This window comes from Amycolatopsis sp. EV170708-02-1, assembly GCF_022479115.1.
Classification (GTDB): domain Bacteria; phylum Actinomycetota; class Actinomycetes; order Mycobacteriales; family Pseudonocardiaceae; genus Amycolatopsis.
In genome coordinates this window covers 9,451,646-9,471,831 of sequence record NZ_CP092497.1, presented here as the reverse complement: position 1 = coordinate 9,471,831, position 20,186 = coordinate 9,451,646, and the positions used below count along the sequence as shown (strand labels likewise).

General features: G+C 68.9%; 18 protein-coding genes. 12 read left to right on the top strand and 6 right to left on the bottom strand.

All coding sequences use genetic code 11. From position 1 onward, the window contains the following. Positions 1-104 precede the first annotated feature (104 nt). Positions 105-902 (top strand): SAM-dependent methyltransferase, encoded by a 798-nt coding sequence (locus tag MJQ72_RS43580; protein ID WP_240596715.1) that lies wholly within the window; start codon positions 105-107, stop codon positions 900-902. A 130-nt stretch (positions 903-1,032) separates the two neighbouring features. Here MJQ72_RS43580 and MJQ72_RS43575 read toward each other — a convergent pair whose 3' ends face one another. Next, positions 1,033-1,416, bottom strand: coding sequence for a sterol carrier family protein (locus MJQ72_RS43575; protein WP_240596713.1), 384 nt, complete (start codon positions 1,414-1,416; stop codon positions 1,033-1,035). Positions 1,417-1,469: 53 nt separating this feature from the next. Here MJQ72_RS43575 and MJQ72_RS43570 point away from each other — a divergent pair, with 53 nt between their 5' ends. The 6 genes from MJQ72_RS43570 to MJQ72_RS43545 all read left to right on the top strand — a co-directional run bounded on the left by MJQ72_RS43570 (position 1,470) and on the right by MJQ72_RS43545 (position 6,949). After that, complete coding sequence (locus MJQ72_RS43570) at positions 1,470-2,087, top strand: type VII secretion system-associated protein (protein WP_037334719.1); 618 nt, start codon at positions 1,470-1,472, stop codon at positions 2,085-2,087. A 104-nt stretch (positions 2,088-2,191) separates the two neighbouring features. Then, the gene (locus tag MJQ72_RS43565; RefSeq protein WP_240596711.1) at positions 2,192-3,007 is read left to right on the top strand and encodes a lysozyme; all 816 of its coding nucleotides are present in this window, start codon (positions 2,192-2,194) and stop codon (positions 3,005-3,007) included. Positions 3,008-3,199: 192 nt separating this feature from the next. Beyond that, positions 3,200-4,045: a lysozyme gene (locus MJQ72_RS43560; protein ID WP_240596709.1), complete on the top strand. Its 846-nt coding sequence runs from the start codon at positions 3,200-3,202 to the stop codon at positions 4,043-4,045. A 164-nt stretch (positions 4,046-4,209) separates the two neighbouring features. Continuing rightward, positions 4,210-5,004, top strand: coding sequence for a Twin-arginine translocation protein TatA (locus MJQ72_RS43555; RefSeq protein ID WP_240596707.1), 795 nt, complete (start codon positions 4,210-4,212; stop codon positions 5,002-5,004). Beyond that, positions 5,001-6,110: a pentapeptide repeat-containing protein gene (locus MJQ72_RS43550; protein ID WP_240596705.1), complete on the top strand. Its 1,110-nt coding sequence runs from the start codon at positions 5,001-5,003 to the stop codon at positions 6,108-6,110. The genes MJQ72_RS43555 and MJQ72_RS43550 overlap by 4 nt, the downstream gene beginning before the upstream one ends. Further along, on the top strand, positions 6,107-6,949 hold the full coding sequence (locus tag MJQ72_RS43545) for a hypothetical protein (RefSeq protein ID WP_240596703.1): 843 nt from the start codon (positions 6,107-6,109) through the stop codon (positions 6,947-6,949). Before MJQ72_RS43550 ends, MJQ72_RS43545 begins: the two co-directional genes overlap by 4 nt. A gap of 42 nt (positions 6,950-6,991) precedes the next feature. Here MJQ72_RS43545 and purL read toward each other — a convergent pair whose 3' ends face one another. Continuing rightward, positions 6,992-9,274, bottom strand: a complete 2,283-nt coding sequence (gene purL, locus MJQ72_RS43540; RefSeq protein WP_240601585.1) for a phosphoribosylformylglycinamidine synthase subunit PurL — start codon at positions 9,272-9,274, stop codon at positions 6,992-6,994. A gap of 119 nt (positions 9,275-9,393) precedes the next feature. Between purL and MJQ72_RS43535 the strand changes: the two genes are divergently transcribed. Both MJQ72_RS43535 and MJQ72_RS43530 read left to right on the top strand, forming a co-directional pair. Next, positions 9,394-11,019: an ABC transporter ATP-binding protein gene (locus MJQ72_RS43535; protein ID WP_240596701.1), complete on the top strand. Its 1,626-nt coding sequence runs from the start codon at positions 9,394-9,396 to the stop codon at positions 11,017-11,019. Further along, entirely contained in the window at positions 11,016-12,743 is a 1,728-nt protein-coding gene (locus MJQ72_RS43530) for an ABC transporter ATP-binding protein (protein ID WP_240596699.1), read from the top strand. The genes MJQ72_RS43535 and MJQ72_RS43530 overlap by 4 nt, the downstream gene beginning before the upstream one ends. A gap of 213 nt (positions 12,744-12,956) precedes the next feature. Here MJQ72_RS43530 and purQ read toward each other — a convergent pair whose 3' ends face one another. Beyond that, on the bottom strand, positions 12,957-13,640 hold the full coding sequence (gene purQ / locus MJQ72_RS43525; protein ID WP_240596697.1) for a phosphoribosylformylglycinamidine synthase subunit PurQ: 684 nt from the start codon (positions 13,638-13,640) through the stop codon (positions 12,957-12,959). After that, the gene (gene purS / locus MJQ72_RS43520; RefSeq protein WP_125784867.1) at positions 13,637-13,876 is read right to left on the bottom strand and encodes a phosphoribosylformylglycinamidine synthase subunit PurS; all 240 of its coding nucleotides are present in this window, start codon (positions 13,874-13,876) and stop codon (positions 13,637-13,639) included. Before purS ends, purQ begins: the two co-directional genes overlap by 4 nt. Before the next feature lie 66 nt (positions 13,877-13,942). Between purS and MJQ72_RS43515 the strand changes: the two genes are divergently transcribed. Further along, positions 13,943-14,716 carry a hypothetical protein gene (locus MJQ72_RS43515; protein ID WP_240596695.1) on the top strand — a complete coding sequence of 258 codons (774 nt, stop codon included), beginning with the start codon at positions 13,943-13,945 and terminating at the stop codon, positions 14,714-14,716. 102 nt (positions 14,717-14,818) lie between these two features. Beyond that, positions 14,819-16,402, top strand: a complete 1,584-nt coding sequence (locus MJQ72_RS43510) for a GMC family oxidoreductase (RefSeq protein WP_240596693.1) — start codon at positions 14,819-14,821, stop codon at positions 16,400-16,402. A 74-nt stretch (positions 16,403-16,476) separates the two neighbouring features. Here MJQ72_RS43510 and MJQ72_RS43505 read toward each other — a convergent pair whose 3' ends face one another. Beyond that, positions 16,477-17,979, bottom strand: coding sequence for an aldehyde dehydrogenase family protein (locus tag MJQ72_RS43505; protein ID WP_240596691.1), 1,503 nt, complete (start codon positions 17,977-17,979; stop codon positions 16,477-16,479). 33 nt (positions 17,980-18,012) lie between these two features. Continuing rightward, a complete protein-coding gene (locus tag MJQ72_RS43500; RefSeq protein WP_240596690.1) occupies positions 18,013-19,155 on the bottom strand; it encodes an MFS transporter in 1,143 nt (380 codons plus the stop codon). Between the two features lie 61 nt (positions 19,156-19,216). Between MJQ72_RS43500 and MJQ72_RS43495 the strand changes: the two genes are divergently transcribed. Next, on the top strand, positions 19,217-20,161 hold the full coding sequence (locus MJQ72_RS43495; RefSeq protein WP_240596688.1) for a DUF5937 family protein: 945 nt from the start codon (positions 19,217-19,219) through the stop codon (positions 20,159-20,161). Positions 20,162-20,186: the final 25 nt, after the last annotated feature.

Sequence of the window (20,186 nt, the reverse complement as noted above, 5' to 3'; positions counted from 1 at the left end):
CCGGTCGCGTACGTGGTTCTACTCTACGTAGAGCCCGAGACTTCCGACACAGTTTTGTGAGGTTCAAGATGCCCGACGCCCCGACCCGGACGGAACGAGTGCCTGTGGGTGTCGACCCGACCCGGGCCAGCATCGCCCGGGTGTACGACGCCTTCCTGCTCGGCAAGGACAACTACGAGATCGACCGGGAGGTCCTGCGCAAGGTCCAGCAGGCGGCCCCCGAAGCGCAGGACCTGGCGACCGAGAACCGCGGCTTCCTGATCCGCGCCTGCCGGTTCCTCGCCAGCCAGACGGGCATCACGCAGTTCCTGGACCTCGGATCCGGCTTGCCGACGGCCGAGAACACGCACCAGGTGGTGCAGCGGATCAACCCCGAGATCAAGGTCGTCTACGTCGACAACGACCCGGTCGTGCTCGCCCACGGGCGCGCACTGCTCGAGGAGAACGAGAACACGCACTTCGTCTCGGACGACATCTTCGAGCCGGAGCGGATCATGGAGAACCCGGACATCCGGCGGCACATCGACTTCTCGCAGCCGATCGCGTTGCTGCAGCTCGGCACGCTGCACCACTACAACGGGCCGCACGACGAGCCCGCCAAGATCATGAAGAAGTACATCGACGCGCTGCCGTCGGGCTCCTACGTGGCGATCTCGCATTTCTCCGACCCGGAGGACGAGCTGTCCGAGACCGCCCGCAAGATGGAGGACTTCTTCATCCACAGCCCGATGGGCTCGGGCACCTTCCGCACCAAGGCCGAGATCGAGGAGCTGTTCCACGACCTCGAAATGGTGGAGCCCGGCGTCAAGCTGTGCGTCGACTGGTGGCCGGACGGCCCGCGGATCAAGGAGCTGAACGCGGCACAGCGGACGATCTCGGGTGGCATCGGCCGTAAGCCGTGACATCTGTCGCGCGCTGACGAAAGCTCGCCGAAGGGGCGCCGTTCCGCAAGCCTGTCACCTGCCAGGCAAGGCGCCCCTTCATCGAACTTTCGTGGCCTCCGGCCAAAAGAGGCGCGCGACGGTGAAGTAGTCACCTCAGCTTGACTTGCGGCAGCCAGCGGGCCAGATCGGCCCTGCTCCCGGAGGCGGTGACCCGCCCCGATTCGACGGCCTCGGCCCAGCCGAGCAGCCCGGTCGCCAGTTCCAGCCACGTGCGCGGATCCGTTTCGACGACGTTCGGCGGGGTCCCGCGGGTATGGCGCAATCCTTCGACACACTGCACAGCCGCGAACGGCGGCACCCGCACTTCGACACTCTTCCCCGGGGCGTCCCCGGCCAGCGTCCGCAGGCTCAGCCGCACCGCCGCGGCCAGCTCGGGACGGGCCGGATCCGGACCGGATCCGCTCAACCAGGGGGAAATCGCCGCGATCGCGGCTCGTAACTCAGCGGGGTCGACCGTACGCGAAGAGGCCATGGGAGAACAGTAGAGTGAGCGCGAACAAACCTTCAGGCACCCGGAACGTGGGGATGGCGATGGCGCAGCGGGACGAGGCGGATCGGTTGGCGTCGAGCCCGGCGGGCAAGAAGAAGCCGAAGATCACCGAGGAGATGCGCGCCAACGCCAAGGCCAACCCGAACAGCTGGCTTTATGTCATCGACGAGGCCTTCGACCCCGACGGCCCGGTGCCCTCCTGGGCGGTCGTCGGCGCGTACCCGGTGAACGGCGGCGGCGAGATCGTCGAGGACTTCCACCCCAACGATCGCTACCGTCCCTCGCCCAAGGCGCTCGGTTTCCCGGAGCCGCGCAACGAGCTCGAACAGCTGCTCCAGCTGGTGCGCACGAACCACCGCCCGGCCGCCGACCTGCCTCGCGTCATCCTCGACTCGACGCTGTTCGTCTACGCCCTTTCGCCGGTGCAGCGCACGGTGATCGGCTTCCACAACACCGACGGCAAAGTGCTCGTGCCCGCGTACACGGCCAAATCGCTGGTCCCGCGCGAATGGCCGCACGCCCGCGCGGTGCTGGGCCGGGACATGGTCCCGCTGCTCGCCGGACACCCCGTGACGATCAACCCGCACGACCGGCTCACCGCGATCGTCCCGTCGGAGCACCTCGACAAAGCCCTTTCAGACGAGCGCCGTTAGGGCCCGATTAACCCACTCGGCCCAATTTTTTCGGCCCGAAAGCAACTCTTTCGGGTGATGTTCGAGTCGCTGATTCCCTTTTCCCGGGGGATCGTGGCGACGTGATGAGTCGCAGAGTGTGTTCGAAAGGCTGGGGGGCCGTCCTCGCGGCGGGGGTTTTGCTGCTCGCGCAGACCCCCGCCGTCGCACGAGAAAGCGGGCCCAGGTACGACGGGGCCGAGGAGCACTACGCCGGTTCACAGATCGCGCTGCACGAGGGCGTCAACGTGTCGGTGGGGCCACTGTACGGCGGTGAGGCGCAGACGCTCGGCCACGACGTCAGCGGTCATCAAGGCGACGTCGACTGGCCTGGCGCAGCCAGGACCGGCGCGAAGTTCGTCTACGTCAAGGCCACCGAGGGCACCGGCTTCGTCAATCCCCGGTTTCCCCAGCAGTACAACGGTTCCTACGGCGTCGGCCTGATCCGCGGCGCCTACCACTTCGCGCGTCCCGACATCTCGGACGGCGCGGCGCAGGCGCACTACTTCGTCGACCACGGCGGCGGCTGGTCCGGCGACGGCAAGACCCTGCCGGGCGCGCTCGACGTCGAGTACAACCCGTACGGCGAAACCTGTTACGGCAAGACGCCGGCGCAGATGGTCGCGTGGATGGCGTCGTTCGCGACGACCTATCTGCACCGCACCGGACGGCATCCGGCGATCTACACGTCGACGAGCTGGTGGAAGCGCTGCACCGGCAACAGCAACGTGTTCTGGCAGAACCCGCTGTGGATCGCGCGCTACAACACGGAGATCGGCGAGCTGCCCGCGAGCTGGAAGACCCACACCATCTGGCAGTTCTCGAACAAGGGCAGTCTTCCCGGCGACCAGAACTGGTTCAACGGCACGATCGACCGGGTGCGTGCGCTGTCGCTCGGCTGAACACTCACCCGAGTGGGTGTTACAAGATCACATAACCAGTCCTACTTGGAAATGAAAATCACCCACGCGTAGTACCAATTTCACGGAAGTTAGTGACAAACCCGGCACTCGTCGTCAACAATCGTGCCCGGACGGCTACCACCTGCAAGGTCGCCGTCCTCAGCGAGGGTTATCCGTGAAGGGATTGTCGTGATGCGCACTTCCCGAAGAATCGCCATCGCCGTCGGCTCCGCGCTGCTCCTGCTCAGCAGCACGGTCCAGGCGTCGGCCGCCCCGTCCCCCGAGATCATGTCGATCGAACAGGATCTCCAGCAGAACGACCACACGCTCGGATCGCAGATCCGGCGCGTGGAAGGCGACACCTCCACCCCCGAGTCCAAAGCCAAGGCCGCCCAGCCGCAGCCCGAGGTCGGCGTGCTCGCGACGGTCGCGGGCATGGACGTGGCCAGTTACCAGGGCAACGTCGACTGGAACTACTGGTGGAACCAGGGCAAGCGCTTCGTGTGGACCAAGGCCACCGAAGGCACCAGCTACAAGAACCCGTACTTCGCCCAGCAGTACAACGGTTCCTACAACAAGGGCTTCATCCGCGGCGCGTACCACTTCGCCCTGCCGAACGTTTCGAGCGGCGCGGCGCAGGCCGACTTCTTCGTCAACAACGGCGGCGGCTGGTCGAAGGACGGCAAGACGCTGCCGGGTGCGCTGGACATGGAATACAACCCGTACGGCGCCACCTGCTACGGCCTGAGCCAATCCGCGATGGGGTCGTGGATCCGGGCGTTCCACGACCGCTACAAGGCGCGCACCGGCCGCTGGCCCGTCATCTACACCTCGACGAGCTGGTGGAGCACCTGTGTCGGCACGTCGCAGAACTTCGGTGGCACGGTCCCGCTGTGGATCGCGCGATACGCCTCCACCGTCGGCGCGCTGCCTTACGGCTGGGGCTACTACACCGTGTGGCAGTACACCTCCAGCCCGCTCGACCAGAACACCTTCAACGGCGCCTACGACCGTCTGCAGGCACTGGCCAACGGCTGAGCTGCGCATTCCGTGAAGAAACGGCTCCCGGCCTCGGCCGGGAGCCGTTTTCGCGCGCGGGGTACCTTCCCCTTGAAATCCCTGGCAGGGGCGGATCCGGAACCAGCGCTGACCGCCGGTCGTCTGATCTGAAGCCTCAGGCCCCAGTACGGAAGGCGAGACCGATGACCTACCCACCCCAGCCAGGCCAGCCATACGGCCAGGACCCCCAGGGACAGCAGCCGCAGCAGGGTGGCTGGGACCCGAACCAGCAATACGGTCAGCCGCAGCAGTACGGCCAGCAGCAGGGCTGGGACCCGACGCAGCAGTACCAGCAGCAGCCCCAGCAGGGCTGGGACCAGACCCAGCAGTACCAGCAGCCGCAGCAAGGCTGGGACCCGAATCAGCAGGGCTACCAGCAGGGCTTCGGTGGCCCGCCCGCACCGCCGCCGAAGAGCAAGACCGGGCTGATCATCGGGATCGTGATCGGCGTGGTCGTGCTGGTGGCCTTCGGTGTCACCGGGTTCGTCGCGCCGGGCTTCCTGCTGAGCAAGGACGAGCCCGTGGCCGCGCCGCCCTCGTCGTCGGCCGAGCCCGCGCCGACCTCCGCGCCGAAGAGCAGCCCGAAGTCCAGCACGACCAGGACCCCGCGGAGCACCGAAAGCGGCGGCAGCAGCTCCGGCGATCCTCAGGGTGTGAAGGTCATCCAGGACTTCCTCGCCAAGATCTCGTCGGGCGACCGGCCAGGGGCGATCGCGCTGGCCTGTGAAAACCGCCGGGCGAGCATGGGCTCCGTGCTCGACGTCTTCCTTCCGCCGGGCTCCACGGCCGAGGTCAAGCGGACGCAGGGAACCACCAACCTCGTCATGGCCGAGATCACCGGCACGGTCGAAGGACAGGACGCCAAGGGAACGATGTTCGCGCAGAGCCAGTCCGGTGCCTGGTGCGTCTCGTCGCTTCTGGTCTCCAAGGTCCGATGAAGCGGTTCCTCCGCTCCCCGTTGCTGTGGACGTTCGTCCTCTCGTTCGTCCTGTTGCTCGCGGTCGGCGGCTGGTTGCTGACGGATCCGGCGACCAGCCGCAGTGAGGCGTTGAAGACCGGCGGTGTCGCCGGCGCCGCCATCGTCGCGCTGTACGCGTTGTGGCTCAACGACAGGCGACGCCGGGTGGAGGAGCGGCGGCAGGAGGTCGAGCGGCAGCGGCAGGAGCTGGAGCTGCGGCGAGCCGACCAGGACCGCGACCGGATCTCGGACGAACGGTTCGCGAAGGCCGTCGAGCTGCTCGGGCACGACGCCGACCAGGTGCGGGTGGGGGCCCTGCACGCGCTGGCGGGGCTGGCCCGCGGTCGCGAGCTCTACCGGCAGACCGTGCTGGACATCCTGTGCTCGTATCTGCGGCGGCCGTTCGACCATCCGCGATACAAGGACACGGCGAAACGGGCGGGCAACACCGCGCCGGAAGAGGGCAGCGCGGAAGAGGACCAGGAACTCCAGGTACGGCAGACCGCGCAGCGGCTGATCGGGGAACTTCTCCCGGCCGCGGACTCCGAGGGCACGCCCGGGTACGACCTCGATCTGACCGGAGCGGTGCTGGAGTACTTCGACCTGTCCGGCCGGAAGATCGGCAAGCTCCTGCTCCGCTACGGCGGGCTGTACAGCAGCACCAACCTGTCCGGTTGCGTGTTCCTCGGGCCGGTCTACCTGACCGGCTCGGGTACCAAGGAGAAGAAGCGCATCGGCTACTTCCGGTGCGAGGGAGCCAAGTTCGAGCAGCGGGCGTGGTTCAGCGGGGTGCAGTTCTCCGAGGACACCGAGTTCCGCGGGACGGTGTTCGCGGGCGAGACGTCCTTCAAGGACAGCGTCTTCGCGAAGGACGCGGTCTTCGCCGACGCCGAGTTCAAGGGCACGCTGGACCTGCGCCGCGCGCGGTTCGAGGGCTTCGCGGATCTGAGTTTCCGTGAGCCGCCCGGCACGGTGTCGCTGTACAACACGACAGTGGAACCGGCGAGGGATCACGAACTCCCGGCGGACTGGTCCGTCGAAACCTTGCCGGACGGCCGTGCCCGGCTCACGGTGAAGGACCGATGAGGCGCCTGCTCAAGTCGCCGCTGCTGTGGACGTTGCTGTCGTCGATCGTGGTGCTCGTCGGGGTCACCGCCTGGCTGCTCACGGATCGCGCGACCAGCCGCGGCGACGCGCTGAAGACCGGCGCGCTGGCGGGCGGGGCGATCGCCGCGCTCTACGGGCTTTGGCTCAACGACCGGCGAAGGCGGACCGAAGAGGACAGGCACGAGATCGAGCGCAGCCGGATCTCCGACGAGCGGTTCGCGAAATCGATCGAACTGCTGGGCAACGAGGCCGATCAGGTCCGGGTCGGCGCGATGCATTCGCTAGCGGGCCTGGCCAGGACCCGGCCGGAATACCGGCAGACGGTGCTCGACGTGTTGTGCGCCTACTTGCGGCGGCCGTTCGACCATCCGAAATTCCCCGGTGACACCAAGTGGGACAAGGAGAATCGGGCCGAGGCCGAACGCGAACGGCTGGTCCGGCGCGCGGCCGAGCGGCTGATCCGCGACATCCTTCCCCACGCCGGCACCACCGGGCCGACACTGGGGCTCAACCTCAGCGACGCGCGGCTCGACAAGCTCGAACTGCTCGGCAGGCGGATCGGCTGGTTCGGCGCGGACCGCTGCGAGATGGCGAGCTACCTGGATCTCACCGACGCCCAGATTTCCGGGAAGTTCTCGCTCAAGGACGTGACCATCCACGGGACGCTCGACCTCACGAGGGCGAGCTTCGAGCGCAAGGTGTCGCTGGACCACCTCGTCGTGGAGAAACCCGTCGACCTCAGCGCGGCCACCTTCGCGGAACTGCCGTCGCTTGAGGGCGCGAAGTTCCCGGCCGGTTCGACGCTTCCTGGCTCGTGAGTGGCAAGGACGGTTAGAACCGTCCTTGCCACTCACGAGGCGTCAGTCGAACAGTGCCGGGAGCGTCTTTTCCCAGGTCTCGCGGAGCTCGTCCAGCGTGAACTCCGTGATGCCCTGGAGTTCGAGCGAGCCGGACTCCGGGTCCACCACGCCGGTCTTGCGCCAGGGCAGGCCACGCGCGGTCAGCATCTCGGTGAACCGCAGTTCCTCGGTGCGCGGCACGGCGACCAGCACCCGGCCCGCGGACTCGGAGAACAGCTGCACGAACGGATCCTGCTCCGAATCGAGGAAGACGCGGGCCCCGCACTGTCCGATGAGGACGGTCTCGACGAGCGTCTGGATCAGGCCGCCGTCGGAGATGTCGTGCGCGGCGGAGATCATGCCGTCACGGGAACCGGCGATGAGGATGTCGGCGAGCAGCTTCTCCCGCGCCAGGTCCACGCGCGGCGGACGGCCGCCGAGGTGGCCGTGCAGTTCACGCGCCCAGGCGGAACCGTCGAGCTCGTCGTGGGTTTCACCCAGCAGCAGCAGGGTTTCCCCGGCCTCGGCGCCGATCCCGGTGGGGATGCGGCGGGTGACGTCGTCGATCACGCCGAGCACGCCGACCACCGGCGTCGGCAGGATGGCCACGTCACCGGTCTGGTTGAAGAAGCTGACGTTGCCGCCGGTGACCGGGATGCCGAGTTCGACACAGCCGTCGGCCAGACCGTGCACGGCCTGCTCGAACTGCCACATCACACCCGGGTCGGTCGGCGCGCCGAAGTTCAGGCAGTCCGAGACCGCGACCGGCTTCGCGCCACTGGTGGCGACGTTGCGGTACGCCTCGGCCAGCGCGAGCTTCGCGCCCTCGTACGGGTCGAGATAGACGAACTTGCTGTTGCAGTCCGTCGAAACGGCCACACCGCGGCCGGTCGACTCGTCGATCCGGATGACGCCGGAGTCCGACGGCTGCGCGGAAACGGTGTTGCCGCGCACGTAACGGTCGTACTGGGAGGTCACCCATTCCTTCGACGCCTGGTTCGGCGACGAGATGAGCTTGAGGATGTCGGCGCGCAGTTCGTCCGAAGTGGACGGACGGGGCAGCTTGGCCGAGGTGTCGGCCTGCAGGGCGTCCTGTGTGGACGGACGCTGGATGGGGCGGTCGTACACCGGGCCCTGGTGCGCCACGGTGTGCGCCGGGACGTCGACGACGACCTCGTCGTTCCAGGTGATGACCAGGTGCTCGCCGTCGGTGACCTCGCCGATGTCGGTGGCGATGACGTCCCACTTCTCGCAGACCTTCATGAACGCCTCGACGTTCTCCGGCGAGACGACCGCGCACATCCGCTCCTGCGACTCGCTGGAGAGCACCTCGGCAGGGGTCATCCCGGTGGCGCGCAAGGGAACCCGGTCGAGGTAGATGTGCATACCGCCGTCACCGGCGGCGGCGAGCTCCGACGTCGCGCAGGAGAGCCCGGCGCCGCCGAGGTCCTGGATGCCGACGACGAGCTTCTGCGCGAACAGTTCGAGACAGCACTCGATGAGCACCTTCTCGGTGAAGGGGTCGCCGACCTGGACACTGGGCAGCTTCTTGCGGCCGCCCGAGCTTTCGTCACCCGAGAAGGTGTCGCTGGCGAGCACGGACACGCCGCCGATGCCGTCGAGGCCGGTGCGCGCGCCGAACAGGATGATCTTGTTGCCCTTGCCCGAGGCGAACGCCAGGTGAAGGTCTTCGACGCGCATCGCGCCGACGCACAGGGCGTTGACCAGCGGGTTGCCGGAGTAGCTCTGGTCGAACACCAGCTCGCCGCCGATGTTCGGCAGGCCGAGGCAGTTGCCGTAGCCGCCGACGCCGGCGACCACACCGGGCAGCACGCGGCGGGTGTCCGGGGCGTCCGCCGGGCCGAAGCGCAGCGCGTCCGCCACCGCGAGCGGACGCGCGCCCATCGCCATGATGTCGCGCACGATGCCGCCGACGCCGGTCGCGGCGCCCTGGTACGGCTCCACGTAGGACGGGTGGTTGTGGCTCTCGACCTTGAAGGTGACCGCCCAGCCCTCGCCGATGTCGACGACGCCCGCGTTCTCGCCGATGCCGGCGAGCATCTTTTCCTTCATCTCGGGAGTGGCCGTCTCACCGAAGTAGCGCAGGTGCTTCTTCGAGGACTTGTACGAGCAGTGCTCGCTCCACATCACCGAATACATCGCCAGTTCGGCGTCGGTCGGACGGCGGCCGAGGATCTCCCGGATCCGGGCGTACTCGTCGTCGGCGAGGCCGAGCTCGACGTACGGCTGGGTCTGCTCGGGGGTCGCCTCGGCGTGTTGAGTGGTGTCAACGGTGCTGGTCACGGTGTCCGCATCAGGGTTCGCCACGGCCTTGAGAATAGGCGAGGGGTCTGTTCACCCTGCCGTCGCCCACGGATAAATCGGTCGCGCCCGCGACGGTGATCCGCTTAACGTCGACAATCGTGCTTTCCGCCACATATCCGCTTCCGCGACTACGTCTGCCCGCCAAGCCGACCGCCTGGCGGTACCTGGTCAGGATGATGCTCGCGCGCCCGGGACTGCTCGCCGTCTCGGCGATCAGCGGTGCGCTGTGGTCGCTGCCGATCGCCCTCCTGCCGGTCGCGATCGGCCGGGGTATCGACGCGATCGGCCGCGGCGACGGCGATTCCGTCTGGCTCTGGGGTCTCGCGGCCGCCGGGCTCGGGATCGCGCAGACGATCGCGGGCACGGTGCAGCATTTCGCGTCCTACGGCTGCTGGATCCACGGCGCCGGGGTGACACAGCGGCTCGCCACCGAACACGCGGCGAAGCTGGGCGCGAACCTGCGGGACACGACCACCACGGGTGACGTGGTGGCGATCACCACCAGCGACATCAACCCGATCGGTGACTCCTTCGAGGTGCTCGGGCGGGCCTTCGGTTCGCTGATCGCGTTCATCGTGTGCGCGACGGCGCTGCTGACGACGTCCCCGCTGCTCGGCGTGGTCGCGCTGATCGGTGTCCCGCTCGCGGTGGTGGGCATCGGGCCGCTGCTGAAGCCGCTGGAGAAACGCCAGACGAAGCAGCGCGAGGAGAAGACCGAGGTCAACGCGCTGGCCGCGGACATCGTCTCCGGCCTGCGGATCCTTCGTGGCGTCGGCGGCGAGAAGCAGTTCCTCGACCGCTTCCGCCGCTCCAGCCAGAAGGTCCGCACGGCCGGTGTGCAGGTCGGGCGCAGCGAGGCGTGGCTTTCGGCGGCGGAGGTCGCGTTGCCGGGCCTGGTCACGGTGGTCATCACCTGGCTGGGCGCGCAGCTGGCGATCAACGGCACCATCGGCGTCGGCGAGCTGATCACGTTCTACGGCGTCTCGGTGTTCCTGGTGATCCCGGTGACGACGGCGACCGAGTTCGCGGGCGTGCTGAGCGCCGCGCTGGTTTCGGCGCGGAAGGTGTGCAAACTGCTGTCCACCGAACGCACGCTCGCCGAGCCGGAGCACCCGGTGCCGCTGCCGGAAGGCCCGCTGGACCTGTACGACGAGACGTCCGGGATCAAGGTCGAAGCCGGGAAGCTGACCGTCGTCGACGTCGGTGCCGACGCCGAAGCGGTGGCGTCACGGATGGCGCGGTTCACCGATCCGAGTGAACCTGCCCTCGTCGGCGGGGTTCCCGTGGACCGGGTCGCGCTCGACGAGCTCCGGCGGCGGGTCGTGTTCGCGCACAACCAGGACATCTGGTTCTCCGGTGTGCTGCGCGAGCAGGTCAGCCCCACCGAGCCCGGCGACGTCGAGATCACCGAAGCGCTGTACGCGGCGGACGCCGAGGACATCGTGGACGCGCTGCCCCACGGCGTCGACGAGGTGATCGGCGAACGCGGACGTGAGGTTTCCGGCGGTCAGCGGCAGCGGCTGAACCTGGCCCGCGCGCTGGCGGCCGACGCCGACGTCCTGCTGCTCGACGAGCCGACCTCGGCCGTCGACGCGCATACCGAAGCCCGCATAACCGAACGCGTCGCGAAGCTGCGGCGCGGCAAGACCACCGTCGTGTTCAGTCAAAGTCCTTTGTGGACACATGTGGCCGATGTGGTCATCGATACGAAAGTACCGGCATGAAGAAGCTGCCGCTGGCAGACAAGAAGGACGTTCGACGATGGATCAAGGAGACCGCGCGGGCCAACAAGCGCGAGTTCTCCGTGATGCTCGGCCTGTTCTGCGTCGCGACCGCGATCGGGCTGGCCGGGCCGCAGCTGCTGGGCGCGCTGGTGGACGAGGTCGTCGGAGGCACGACGACCGCCACGATCACCTGGCTGGCGATCGCGTTCGTGGTCGTGCTGGGCGCGCAGGCGTGGTTCAAGGGTTTGGCGCGGCTGCGCGCGCGGGTGTTCGGCGAGCGGATCCTGGCGAAGAACCGTGAGCAGTTCGTCGGGAACGCGCTGAACCTGCCGCTCGGGACGGTCGAGGCCGCGGGCACCGGTGATCTGCTCAGCCGGGCGACCACCGACGTCAGCCGCATCGACCACGCGGTGCGCTTCGGCGCGCCGGAGATCCTGATCGCCGCGGTCACGGTGGTGTTCACCGTGGTGGCGATGGTGATCACGTCGCCGTTCCTGGCGCTGGGCCTGCTGGTCGCGCTGCCGCTGCTGGTGCCGGTGAACATCTGGTACCAGCGGCGGATCCCGGACGTGATGCGGCGGATGCTGGACAAGTGGTCCGAGCTGCAGTCCACCACGCACGAGACAGCGGAGGGCGCGCGGACGGCCGAGGCGCTGAACCTGACCGGCCGCCGGATCCGGACCGGGCACGACGGTCTCGACGCGGCGATGCTGGGCGAGCGCGAGGTGCGGGCGCTGCAGATGCGGTGGATCCCGTCGCTGGAGATCAGTTACGTGCTGCCGGTGCCGGTGATGCTCGGGCTCGGCCTGCTCGCCTACTCGAACGGCTGGGAAGGGCTCGGCACGATCACCGCGATGCTGCTGTACTCGCAGGTCATGACGGGTCCGCTGAACGAGGCGCTGTTCTGGCTCGCGGACATGCAGGTCGCGGGGGTCTCACTGCGGCGGCTGCTGGGCGTACGGCCCGCTTCGTCCTCAGGTGTGGCTTCGGAGGCGCCGCGCGGCCAGGACATCGAGGTCCGCGACGTGCGCTTCGGCTACAACGCGGACCGCGAAGTGCTCCACGGGATCGACCTGCGGGTGCCCGCCGGGGAGCGGCTGGCGATCGTCGGGCCGTCCGGGGCCGGCAAGTCCACGCTGGGACGGCTGCTGGCCGGGATGTCGGCGCCGACCTCGGGCTCGGTGCGGATCGGCGGCGCCGAGGTGTCGACGCTGCCGGACGACGTCCTGCGCGGCGAGGTGCTGCTGCTGACCCAGGAGCAGCACGTGTTCGCGGGGACGCTGCGGGACAACCTCACGCTCCCGGCCGGGGACTGGACCGACGAACGGCTGCTGGCCGCGCTGGCCTCGGTCGGGGCTTCGGAGTGGGTCGCGAGCCTGCCCGACGGGCTGGACACGAAGGTCGGGGCCGGGGCGGTCGCCGTCCCGGCGGCGATGGCGCAGCAGCTCGCGCTGGCGCGGGTGGTGCTGGCCGACCCGCACACCCTGGTGCTGGACGAGGCGACGTCGCTGCTGGACACGGGTTCGGCGCGGGAGCTGGAGCGGTCGCTGAGCGCGGTGCTCGAAGGGCGCACGGTGATCGCGATCGCGCACCGGCTGCATACGGCGGCCGCGGCCGACCGGGTCGCCGTCATCGAGGGCGGCCGGGTGACCGAGCTGGGCTCGCACGCGGAGCTGCTGGCCGCCGGAGGCCCCTACTCGGCGCTGGTGGCCGCCGCCTCCTGACGCATTTCGTCCTCTAAATGCGAACGCATTTAGAGGACGAAATGCGAGGGGTGTCAGGCGGAGACGCGTCTCCCCAAGGGCGCCCCGCGCCCGACGGAGACTTCACGTCGCGCGCCCTCTTTCGGGCCGAAGGCCCACGTGAACGCGATGAAGGGGCGCCTCCGCACTCAACGCGAGTTTCGTACGGAACGGCGCCCCTTCGGCGTGTTTACGTCAGCGCGCGACCAAAGAGAGAGCGTCGACCGCGCTGTAGAACATGCCGAGCCCGTCGTCGGAGGGCCCGGTGAGGGCGTCGATGGCGTGCTCCGGATGCGGCATGAGCCCGACGACGCGGCCGTTCTCGCTGCGGATCCCGGCGATGTCGTTGCGCGAGCCGTTCGGGTTGCCGCCGACGTAACGGAACACCACACGGCCCTCACCCTCCAGCTCGTCGAGGGTGGCCTGCTCGGCGACGAAGCAGCCGTCGATGTTCTTCATCGGGATGAGGATCTCGGCGCCCTTGTCGTACCGGGTGGTCCACGCGGTGTCGTTGTTCTCGACGCGCAGCCACTGGTCACGGCAGATGAAGTGCAGACCCGCGTTGCGGATCATCGCGCCCGGCAGCAACCCGGCCTCGCACAGGATCTGGAAGCCGTTGCAGATGCCCAGCACCGGCATGCCCTTGTGGGCGGCCTCGATCACCGACGACATCACCGGCGCGAACCGGGCGATGACGCCGGCGCGCAGGTAGTCGCCGTAGGAGAAGCCACCGGGGACGACGACGGCGTCGACACCCTTGAGGTCTTCGTCCGCGTGCCACAGCGGCACGGCCTCGGCGTCGGCGTAGCGGACCGCGCGGGCCGCGTCACCGTCGTCGAGCGTGCCGGGGAAGGTGATGACCCCGATGCGGGCGCTCACGCGTCCACCCGCTTGATGGTCCACTGCTCGATGACGGGGTTCGCGAGGAAACCTTCGGCGATCTTTTCGAGCGTCGCGTCGTCGACGGAGTCGTCGACCTCGATCTCGAAGTGCTTGCCCTGACGGATCTCGGTGATCCCGGTGAAGCCGAGACGACCGGCCGCGCCGAGCGCGGCTTGGCCCTGCGGGTCGAGGATTTCGGGCTTGGGCATGACGTCGACGACGACTCGGGCCACGGCAGGCTGCTCCTTATTCACGCAGGTCGTGGGTACCGCCCGAGCCTACTTCACTACGGTTGCCGCATGACCTACGGGCAGTACGCACCGCCGAAGAAGTCGAAGACCGGCCTCTGGATCACGCTGGCGCTGGTGTTCGTCCTGATCGCGGGCGGTGTCGCATTCACCGGCTTCGTGACACCGGGGTTCTTCAAGGCCAAGCCCGACATCACCTCGCGCGCGACGCCGGAGCAGCTGGGCCGGTCGTTCGTGAACGGCGTCGGCGAGGGTCGCGTCAGCCAGCTCTGGTGCCCGATCCGCTCGAAGCGGTCCTACACCTTCGAGCAGATGATGGCCGCTTCGGAAGGCGCACAGCTGAGCACGCCCGCGCGCCAGCGTGCGGCACAGGAGTACTCGGCCGCGTTCACCACCGGGGGCCAGACCGTCGGGATCGCGATGATCCCCGACGAGGGCGGCTGGTGCGTGCGCGACGCCAAGGTCGGCGGCGAGCCCGAGCCGCTGCCGAGCCTCGACACGAAGCCGTCGCCGCGTCCGGACGTCAAGACCGGGGAAGAGGCGGGGAACAAGTTCGTCGACGCGATCAACGCGCGCGACATCCCGGCGGCGTTGTCCGTGCTGTGCGAGAAGGTGGCGGACACGACCCGCGACGGCGTGCAGCAGATCATCCACGGCGAGGCGAAGTACACCGTCGACAACGCCGACGTGCTGACCACCGCGAAGCAGACGATCCTGCACCTCTCGGGCGAGGTCGACGGCGTCCGGAACCCCGGCCGGATCGAGACCGAGGACGACGCCGAGGGCGGCCCCTGCGTGACCTCTTTTTCACCCGACTCCGACTGAGGTCGCACCGATCCTTCGTCTGGGGGATGCTCGGAGCGCGGCGCTGGGCCAAGATGAGCCCATTGGCGGGGCGTCAACACCGGGCGAGCAGCAGGAGGCACCGTGGCCGTTCAGGACTCCTTCGACTACGTGATCGTCGGCGCGGGCAGCGCGGGATGCGTACTGGCGAACCGGCTGAGCGAGGATCCGTCGGCGCGGGTGCTCCTGCTCGAAGCCGGCGGCGAGGACGACGCCGACGAGATCCACATCCCCGCCGCGTTCCCCGGTCTGTTCAAGACGAAGTGGGACTGGAACTACGAGACGGTCGAGCAGAAGCACACCGGCCAGTCGCTGTACTGGCCACGAGGGAAGACACTCGGCGGCTGCTCGTCGATCAACGCGATGATCTACATCCGCGGCAACCGCGCGGACTACGACGGCTGGCGTGACGGGCACGGAGCCGAGGGCTGGGGCTTCGACGACGTCCTGCCGTATTTCAAACGGGCCGAGGGGAACCAGCGGCTCGGTGGGCCGCTGCACGGCACCGACGGTCCGCTGAACGTCGAGGATCGCCGCTTCACCCACGAGCTGTCGCTCGCCTGGGTCGATTCCGCCGTCGCGTGGGGCCTCAAGCGCACCGACGACTTCAACGGGGAGTCGCAGGAAGGCGCCGGCGTCTACCAGGTGACCTGCAAGAAGGGCCGCCGCTGGTCGACGGCCGACGCGTACCTGCGGCCGGCGTTGTCGCGCCCGAACCTCACCGTGCGGACCAACGCGCAAGCCACCCGCGTCGTCTTCGAAGGCACCCGCGCCGTCGGAGTGTCCTATTTGGACCAAGGCGCCGAGACGACCGTGCGCGCGTCGACCGAGGTCCTGCTGAGCGGTGGCGCGGTGAACTCGCCGCAGTTGCTGATGCTCTCCGGCGTCGGACCCGCGGAACACCTGCGGGAGCACGGGATCGACGTCGTCGCCGCGCTTCCCGGTGTCGGCGACAACCTGCACGACCACCCGGCCTGCGGGATCATCTGGTCGACACGCGGCACCACCGACCTGGTGGACGCGGCGACGCCCGGCGGCCTGGTGCGCTACCAGCTCACCAAACGCGGCCCGCTGGCTTCGAACATCGGTGAGGCGGGCGCGTTCTTCCCCGCGGCGGACGGTGTCTCGCCGCCGGACATGCAGATCCACGTCGCGCCGACGTTGTTCTACGACAACGGGATGCGCGAGCCGACGGTGCCGGGCTTCACGTCGGCGGCGACCCTCGTGGACGTCGCGAGCCGGGGACGGCTGCGGCTGAAGTCGGGGAATCCCTTGTGGAAACCCGAAATCGACCCGGCGTACTACGCGGAATCCGTGGACATGGAGAAGATGCTCGCCGGGATGCGCGCGCTGGTGGAGATCGGGAAGTCCGGCCCGCTGGCGCGGTATCTGGACAAGCCGTTCCTGCCGGAGCGGCACGACCTGACCGACGAGGAGCTGGCCGACTACGTGCGCGAGAAGACGCAGACGCTGTACCACCCGGTCGGGACCTGCTCGATGGGGACGGGCGAGAACGCCGTCGTCGACCCGTCGCTGAAGGTGCGCGGGGTGGAGGGGCTGCGCGTGGTGGACGCTTCGGTGATGCCCGTGGTGCCGCGTGGGAACACGAACGCGCCGACGATCATGGTCGCGGAGAAGGCCGCGGACCTCATCCGGGGCCGCGGCTGAAGGACGCTTTCCCCGCATCAGACGCGGTGAAGGGCGCTTTCCCCGCATCTCATGCGGGGAAAGCGTCCTTCAGCTCAGCGCTTTCCGTGCAGCACGGTGATCAGCTTCGCGACGAGAGCGTCCGTCTTTTCCTTGCGCGAGAACGAGGTCAGCACGATCGGCGCGGTGAACCGCTGCCGCGCGACGGCCTTCGGCCGGGCGAACTCGCGCAGGCCCTCCGGGCCGTGGATCCGGCCGAAGCCCGAATCGCCGACGCCACCGAAGGGCAGCGAAGCGATACCGGCGAAGGAAAGCGGCGCGTTGATCGACGTCATGCCGGTGCGCAGCCGTCCGGCCAGTTCGAGGCCGCGCGACTTCGAGAACACCGTCGAGCCGAGGCCGTACTTCGTGTCGTTGGCCTTCTCGACGGCCTCGTCCATGTCGCGGACCTTGGCGATGGTGACGGTCGGGCCGAACGTCTCCTCCTGGACCGCCACGGAGTCCTCGGGCACGTCGACGAGCACCGTCGGCTGGACGTAGCGGTCGCCGACCGCGTCGACGCCGCCGACCAGCGCCTTTCCGCCGCGCTCGATGGCGTCCGCGATGTGGCGCTTGATCACCGAAAGCTGCGAGGGCATCGTCACCGGGCCGTACTGCGCGGCCGCGTCCGAGCCGGCCCGCACGTCCTTCGACTTCTCGACGACCTTCGCGACGAACTCGTCGTGCACACGCTCGTGGACGTACACGCGCTCGACGCCGATGCAGGTCTGGCCCGAGTTGGAGAACGCGCCCCAGACGGTCGCGTCCGCGGCGGCCTCGAGGTCGGCGTCCGCGTCGACCAGGACGGCGTCCTTGCCGCCGGCCTCGATGATCACCGGGGTCAGCGTCTCGGCGGCCGCGGCCATGATCTTCTTGCCCGTGCCGGTCGAACCGGTGAAGGCGATCTTGTCGACGCCTCCCGTGACGAGCGCGGCGCCGGTCTCGCCGAAGCCGGTGATCAGCTGCAGCACCGGCCATTCCGGGACGACCTCGTTGAACGCGTCGACCAGCCATTTCCCGACGCCGGGCGTGTACTCGCTCGGTTTGAAGACGACGGTGTTGCCGGCGGCGAGCGCGTAGGCGATGGAGCCCAGCGGGGTGAACACGGGGTAGTTCCACGGGCCGATCACGCCGACGACGCCGAGCGGCTGGTACTCGACCGTCGCCGCCTGGTTCGACATCATCAGCCCGGCCGCGCGGCGCTGCTTGCCGAGGATCTTGCGCGCGTGCTTGCCTGCCCACGCGATGTGCTCGATGGCGAGGACGCTCTCCAGTTGCGCATCGGCGATCGGCTTCCCGGTCTCGTCGCGCACGACCTGGCACAGCTGCGGCAGCCTGCGGGTGATGACGCCCTTCCAGCGGCGCAGGCGTTCGGCGCGGCCGTCGTAACCGAGCCCGGCCCACCATTCGGCGGCGTCCCTCGCGCGGGCGATGGCGGCGCGGACGTCCTCCTTGCTGTGCACCGGGTAGGTGCCGACGACCTCGTCGGTCGCCGGGCTGAGGGAATCGAAGGTCTCCCCCACGCTGTGCGCGGTCGGCTTCGGCTGGACTGCGGTCATCGACTTCTCCCGTGTCTCGGCTCAAAGCCCAGGCTACGACGTTACTGACGGCGTGCCAATAGCTCGCCTGGGGCGTGCCACCAGCATCGCACAGGAGACCAGCGCCGCAAGGACACCGAGAAGCGGGCACAGCCAGACCGGCAGCACGCCGATCGCCAGCGAGCCCAGGCCGAAGCCCGAAGCCTGCACGGTGAAGGCCAGCGAGAACCCCTCCGACCGGCGGCGTTCCGGCAGCAGCTTCTGCAGGTTGACCGACGACACGGCCATCAGCGGCCCCGTGCAGAGCCCGATCAGCGCGACCCCGCCGAGCAGCCCGGCCCAGCCGAAGCCCGCCGAAACCACGATCCCGCCGAGCACGAAACCGGCAAGGAACAGCCGCGGATCGCCGGCCTTGCCCCGCGCCGCGTACAGCGCGCTCCCGCCGATGCTGGCGCCGCACAGCACCACGATGACGATGGCCGTCGCCGATTCGGGCGCGCCGAGGCGCAGGACGAGCGGCAGCAGCCCGACCTCGATGGTCGACAGCAGGAGCCCGACGGTGAACAGCCCCGCCAGCCAGGGCACACAGGCGGCGACCGGGATCGACTGCCGTTCGACCGTCCTTTGTGGATTTCGCACGACGGTCCGCCGCGGTACGAGCAGCGCCGCCAGCAGGGCGACGACGGCCATCGCGAGAACCGGGACGACCGGGCCGGACGTCGCCAGGAGCGCCACCAGCAGCGGACCGCCGACGATGACGCCTTCGAGGATCATCGCGTCCACCGAAACGGCCCTCGGCAGTTCGTCATCGGTCACCGTCGCGGCGAGCAGCGTGCGGAAACCGCCGTTCAACCCGCCGGCCACCAGCCCCGGCGGGATCGCCAGCGCGAGCAGCACCCAGTCCGGAGCTCCGGCGGAAGCGACCGCGGCCAGCAGGAACAGTCCGGCGGCGACCAGCGGAAGCAACACGACGAGACCGCGCGCGGGGCCGACGCGGTCGAGCAGCCGTCCGGTCGGCACGGCGCCGACCATCTCGGCGGCGACGAACACGGCCATCATGACCCCGCCGAGCCGGTACGAACCGGTCGTCGCGGTGGTCAGCACGGTGAAGGCCAGTGGCGCCATCGTGGCGGGCAGCCGGTTCAGTTGCACCCCCGCCGACCAGCGCCAATACCCGGAATTACGCAGCAACGTCATGCCACGAACACTGCCGAACACGGGCTGGCGAGGACCATTGATTAGGGCATAGCCTAATCCGATGATCGAGCTGGTCCTGACCGCCGAGAGCGCGAACCGCGTCCGCTTCGGCATCTCCCCGCTCGACGAGACCATGGGCGCGATGCAGACCCTGCTCGGACGGCGCGGGCATCCGAGCCATCTGCCGTGGCTGCGTGAGGCCGCCGCGAAACTGCCGGACCTGCCCATCGACGGCTTCTCGAAGGTGATGAGCGCGCGGCACTACATCACCGATTTCCTCAGCCCGCCGCCGAGCGGCCCGGAGACCACCGCGTCCGCGCAGCTCGCCGAAATCCGCCGCACGGCGCCGGAGCAGGTCGCGCACGAGCTGTCCAAAGTGGACGCCGACCTGAGCGGGCTGCCGGAAGATCCCGCCGAGGCAAGGGATCTGCTGGCGAGCCAGATGGAGATCGCCTGGACCGAACTGGTCGAACCGCATTGGCCCCGGATGCGCCGGTTCCTCGTCGCCGACATCGAGGAACGCTCGCGACGGCTTGCCGCCGGCGGTATCGCGCTGGTGCTGGAGGACATCCACCCGCGAGTGCGGCTGATCGACGACGTCCTGGTGATCGAGATGAAGGAACGCGGCCGCGTCCACCTCGACCGGCGCGGATTGCTGCTGATCCCAGGCGTCTTCGCGTGGCCTTCGGTCGGGGTGATCACGATGGAGCCGTGGCAGCCTTCGCTGCTGTATCCGGCCCGCGGCGTGGCCGAACTCTGGTCGGATCCCGAACGACCGCCCGGCGCGCTCGCGGGAGTGCTCGGCCGGACGAAGGCCGCCTTGCTCACAACGCTCAACGAACCCGCGAGCACCACCGAGCTGGCACGACGGCTGAGCTTCTCGGCGCCGACGGTCTCGCAGCACCTGACCGCGATGCACGCGGCAGGCCTGCTCGAAACCCGGCGACACGGCCGAGAAGTCCGGTACCGGCGCACCGAACTTGGCGACGCCCTGCTGCGGGCATAGGCTGGAATCGATCTACCGCGAAGGA

What these genes read in the sequence shown, in the direction of transcription:
- MJQ72_RS43500 (WP_240596690.1), bottom strand. Translation starts at nt 19,155, where the DNA reads ATGACGTTGCTGCGTAATTCCGGGTATTGGCGCTGGTCGGCGGGGGTG.
- MJQ72_RS43560 (WP_240596709.1), top strand. Translation starts at nt 3,200, where the DNA reads ATGCGCACTTCCCGAAGAATCGCCATCGCCGTCGGCTCCGCGCTGCTC.
- MJQ72_RS43575 (WP_240596713.1), bottom strand. Translation starts at nt 1,416, where the DNA reads ATGGCCTCTTCGCGTACGGTCGACCCCGCTGAGTTACGAGCCGCGATC.
- MJQ72_RS43505 (WP_240596691.1), bottom strand. Translation starts at nt 17,979, where the DNA reads ATGACCGCAGTCCAGCCGAAGCCGACCGCGCACAGCGTGGGGGAGACC.
- MJQ72_RS43555 (WP_240596707.1), top strand. Translation starts at nt 4,210, where the DNA reads ATGACCTACCCACCCCAGCCAGGCCAGCCATACGGCCAGGACCCCCAG.
- MJQ72_RS43570 (WP_037334719.1), top strand. Translation starts at nt 1,470, where the DNA reads ATGGCGATGGCGCAGCGGGACGAGGCGGATCGGTTGGCGTCGAGCCCG.
- MJQ72_RS43565 (WP_240596711.1), top strand. Translation starts at nt 2,192, where the DNA reads ATGAGTCGCAGAGTGTGTTCGAAAGGCTGGGGGGCCGTCCTCGCGGCG.
- MJQ72_RS43550 (WP_240596705.1), top strand. Translation starts at nt 5,001, where the DNA reads ATGAAGCGGTTCCTCCGCTCCCCGTTGCTGTGGACGTTCGTCCTCTCG.
- MJQ72_RS43515 (WP_240596695.1), top strand. Translation starts at nt 13,943, where the DNA reads ATGACCTACGGGCAGTACGCACCGCCGAAGAAGTCGAAGACCGGCCTC.
- MJQ72_RS43545 (WP_240596703.1), top strand. Translation starts at nt 6,107, where the DNA reads ATGAGGCGCCTGCTCAAGTCGCCGCTGCTGTGGACGTTGCTGTCGTCG.
- MJQ72_RS43495 (WP_240596688.1), top strand. Translation starts at nt 19,217, where the DNA reads ATGATCGAGCTGGTCCTGACCGCCGAGAGCGCGAACCGCGTCCGCTTC.
- MJQ72_RS43530 (WP_240596699.1), top strand. Translation starts at nt 11,016, where the DNA reads ATGAAGAAGCTGCCGCTGGCAGACAAGAAGGACGTTCGACGATGGATC.